Source organism: Streptomyces polygonati, assembly GCF_042650325.1.
Lineage (GTDB): Bacteria > Actinomycetota > Actinomycetes > Streptomycetales > Streptomycetaceae > Actinacidiphila > Actinacidiphila polygonati.
Genome location: NZ_JBHSBB010000046.1, coordinates 1 through 4,084 on the forward strand (window position 1 = coordinate 1; position 4,084 = coordinate 4,084).

General features: G+C 72.6%; 1 protein-coding gene. It reads right to left on the reverse strand.

Annotated elements, in window-relative coordinates:
* A partial coding sequence (locus tag ACFO3J_RS32900) for a type I polyketide synthase (protein ID WP_386437506.1) occupies positions 1 to 4,058 on the reverse strand: 4,058 nt, incomplete at its 3' end.
* Between the last annotated feature and the right edge of the window lie 26 nt (positions 4,059 to 4,084).

Here is a 4,084-nt window from a genome sequence, read left to right on the forward strand (position 1 = left end):
GCCAGGAAGCCCTGCAGCCGGCGTGCCTGGGCACGCAGCGCCTTGTCCGACGTGGCCGACAGCAGCCACGGCACCGGACCGGCCGGAAGCGCCACGGCGGGGGCCACCGAAAGCTCGGCCTGGTCCGGGGCGGGTGCCTCAAGCACGACATGGGCGTTGGTGCCGCTGATCCCGAACGCCGAGACACCGGCCCGGCGAGGGCGCCCGGTCTCCGGCCACGAGCGGGCTTCGGTGAGCAGCGAGACATTCCCGGTGGACCAGTCGACATGCGAGGTCGGCGCGTCGACATGGAGGGTCCGGGGCAGTTCACCGTGCCGCATCGCCATGATCATCTTGATCACACCCGCGACACCCGCCGCCGCCTGCGTATGACCGATATTCGACTTCACCGAACCCAGCCACAACGGCTCGGCACGATCCTGACCATAAGTCGCCAGCAAAGCCTGCGCCTCGATCGGATCACCCAGCGTCGTACCCGTACCGTGCGCCTCCACCGCATCCACATCCGACGCCGACAAACCCGCATTCGCCAACGCCTCAACAATCACCCGCTCCTGCGACGGACCATTCGGCGCCGTCAACCCATTCGACGCACCATCCTGATTCACCGCCGAACCCCGCACCACCGCCAACACCCGATGCCCATTCCGCCGGGCATCGGAAAGCCGCTCCAAGAGAACAAGCCCGGCGCCCTCACCCCACGCCGTACCGTCGGCGCCCTCGGCGAACGACTTGATCCGCCCGTCGGCCGCCAGCCCGCGCTGCCGCGAGAACTCCACAAAGCCGGCCGGGTTCGCCATCACCGTGACCCCGCCGGCCAGCGCCAGCGAGCACTCCCCCGAACGGAGCGCCTGCGCCGCCAGATGCATCGCCACCAGCGACGACGAACACGCGGTGTCCACCGACACCGCCGGACCCTCCAGCCCCAGCAGATACGAGACCCGACCGGACGTCACACTGGTCGCCGTACCCGTCGACAGATAACCCTCCAAGTCGGGCGGCTGCGCCCCGGCGCCATAGCCCGAGGACCAGATGCCGGTGAAGACGCCGGTCCGGCTGCCGCGCAACGAGGCCGGATCGATGCCGGCGTATTCGAAGGTCTCCCAGGCGGTCTCCAGCAGCACCCGCTGCTGGGGGTCCATCGCCAGCGCCTCACGCGGGGAGATCCCGAAGAAACCGGCGTCGAACCCGGCCGCGTCGGTCAGGAAGCCGCCGAAACGCGTGTAGCTCGTCCCCGGCGAACCCGCCGGATCATAGAGCCGGTCGAGATCCCACCCGCGGTCCAGCGGGAACTCACCCACCGCGTCCACCCCACCCGACACCAGCCCCCACAGATCAGCCGCCGACGCCACCTCACCCGGATACCGGCAGCCCATCCCGACCACCACCACCGGATCACCCGACACCGCGACCGAAACCGGCGCGGGAAGCTGAGGCCGGGCGCCGATCAGGACGTCCCGGAGGTGACCGGCGAGCTCGCCGGGTGTCGGGTAGTCGAAGGTCAGTGTCGCGGGCAGCCGGACCCCCGCGGCGGTGGCCAACCGGTTCCGCAGCTCCACGGCCGTCAGCGAGTCGAAGCCCAGATCCTTGAAGGCCCGTTGCGCACCGATGGCCGCGGCGTCGGCGTGGCCGAGGACGGCGGCCGTCTGATGGGTGACCAACTCCAGGGCGCGGGTGAGTTGTTCGGCTTCGGGCAGCGCTCCCAGCTCCCGCCCCAGCCCGGACTCGGCGGCCCGGCGGCCGGGGCGGGTCCGGACCAGGCCCCGCAGGAGTGGGCGGGAGGTCGCCGCCGACAGGTCGAGGTGCGCGGGCATCAGCGCCGGGTCCGCGCCGGTCAGCGCGAGGTCGAACAGGGCCAGCGCCTCATCGGTGGGCATCGGCAGGACGCCGGAGCGGGCGAGGCGCTTGCGGTCGGTGTCGGTGAGGTGCTCGGTCATACCGCTGGACTCGGCCCAGTAGCCCCAGGCCAGCGAGGTCGCCCGGAGGCCGAGTCCGTGTCGGTGCACGGACAGACCGTCCAGGAAGGCGTTCGCCGCCGCGTAGTTCGCCTGGCCGGGACCGCCCAGCACCCCGGCAGCCGACGAGAACAGCACGAACGCCTTCAGGTCGAGGTCTTTGGTGAGTTCGTGCAGGTGCCACGCCGCGTCCGCCTTGGGCCTGAACACCTCGTCGATCCGTTCGGGCGTCAGGGATTCCATGACGCCGTCGGCGAGCACTCCCGCCGCGTGCACGACGGCCGTCAGCGGACGGTCGGCCGGGATGGCCGCCAGTACCGCGGCCAGCGCGTCCCGGTCGGCCACGTCGCAGGCCACCACCTCGGCGTCGAAGTCCACTTCGGCCCCGGTCCTGCTGACCAGGAGCAGGTGCCGGATGCCGTGCCGGTCCCGGAGATGCCGGGCGACGAGACGTCCGAGGGTGCCGGTGCCGCCGGTGATCAGCACCGTGCCGTTCGGGTCGAGCGGACTGGGCGCCGGGGTGGTTTCGGCCCGGACCAGCCGGGCCGCGTAGGCGGCGCCGTCGCGGATGACCACCTGCGGCTCGTCCCCCGCGAACACGAGCTCGTCGTCGTCCGTGTCGACGAGGACGAACCGGTCGGGATGCTCCGCCTGGGCCGCCCGCACCAGGCCCCAGACCGCGGTGGCCGGCAGGTCGACGAGCCCGGGACCGGCCGCGCCCCGGGTCACGACAGCCAGCCGGCCCTCCCCGTCGCGCAGGAAGTCCTGGAGCACGGCCAGTGTCTCGGCGGCGGCGGTGCGCGCGGCCGCCGGCACGTCACCCACCGGGGTCGTGACGCGGTGGACGGTCAGGCTCTCGTGCGTGCTCGGGACGGGTACCCAGTCCAGGCGGAAGAGCTGGTTGTTCCGGGCGCCCAGGAAGTCGGCCGGCCGTTGGCGCACGGTCAGCGCGTCGATCACGGCCAGCGGACCGGTCGCGTCGGCGAGCGTCACCCGGAAGGTGTCCGGACCGGTGGGTGTGAGGCGGACCCGGGCCGTCGAGCCGGCCTCCCGCGTCGACACCCCGGCGAAGGAGAACGGCAACCGGCCGGCCGCCAGCAGGGTCAGTGGCTGGAGCGCGGCGTCGAGCAGCGCCGGGTGGAGACCGAATCCCTCGCGGGCGTCGGCCGGCAGCGCCACCTCGGCCCAGAGGTCGTCGCCCTGTCGCCAGACGGCTCGGACGCCGGCGAATACCGGTCCGTACTCGTAGCCCTGGGCGGCGAGCGTGTCGTAGAAACCGGTCAGGTCGACGGGATCGCCGGCCGGCTGCCAGGGCTGGTCCGCACCGAAGGGGTCGAGGCGGGTGCCGGTGCCGAGGGTGCCGGTGGCGTGCCGCAGCCAGGCGTCCCCGGCTCGGGAGTGCACGGCGACGGGGCGGCGGCCCGCATCGTCCGGCGCGCCGACGACGACCTGGACCAGCACGGAACCGTCGTCGGGCAGCACCATCGGCGCTTCCAGTGCGAGGTCCTCCAGCACCTCGCAGCCGACCTGCCGCCCGGCGTGCAGGGCGAGTTCCACGAATCCGGTGCCGGGCAGCAGCACGGAGCCCAGCACGGCGTGGTCGGCGAGCCACGGGTGGGTGGCTGTCGAGAGCCGCCCGGTGAGCAGCACTCCTTGTTCCGCGGCGAGTTCGACGACGGCGCCGAGCAGTGGGTGCCCGGCCGGGTCGAGACCGGCGGCGGACACGTCACCGGGCGTCGCGGCGAGGTTCAGCCAGTAGGGGCGGTGCTGGAAGGCGTAGGTCGGCAGCGGGACGTGCGCGGTCCCGCCCGGGAGGAACGGCGTCCAGTCGACGGCGACGCCCTGGGTGTGCAGGTGGGCCAGCGCGGCGTGGAAGTCCTTGATTCCGCCGTCGCGGCGCAGGGTCCCGGTCACCACGCCGTCCATCACCGGGACGAGTACCGGGTGCGGGCTGACCTCTATGAACACGCCGTGGCCCTGGTCGAGCAGGGCGCGGGCGGCGAGGTCGAAGCGAACCGGCTCGCGCAGGTTGCGATACCAGTAATCGGCGTCCAGGGTCGAGGTGTCGATCAGCCCACCGGTCACCGTGGAGAAGAACGGCACCCGCGCACCACGCGGCGCCACACCCG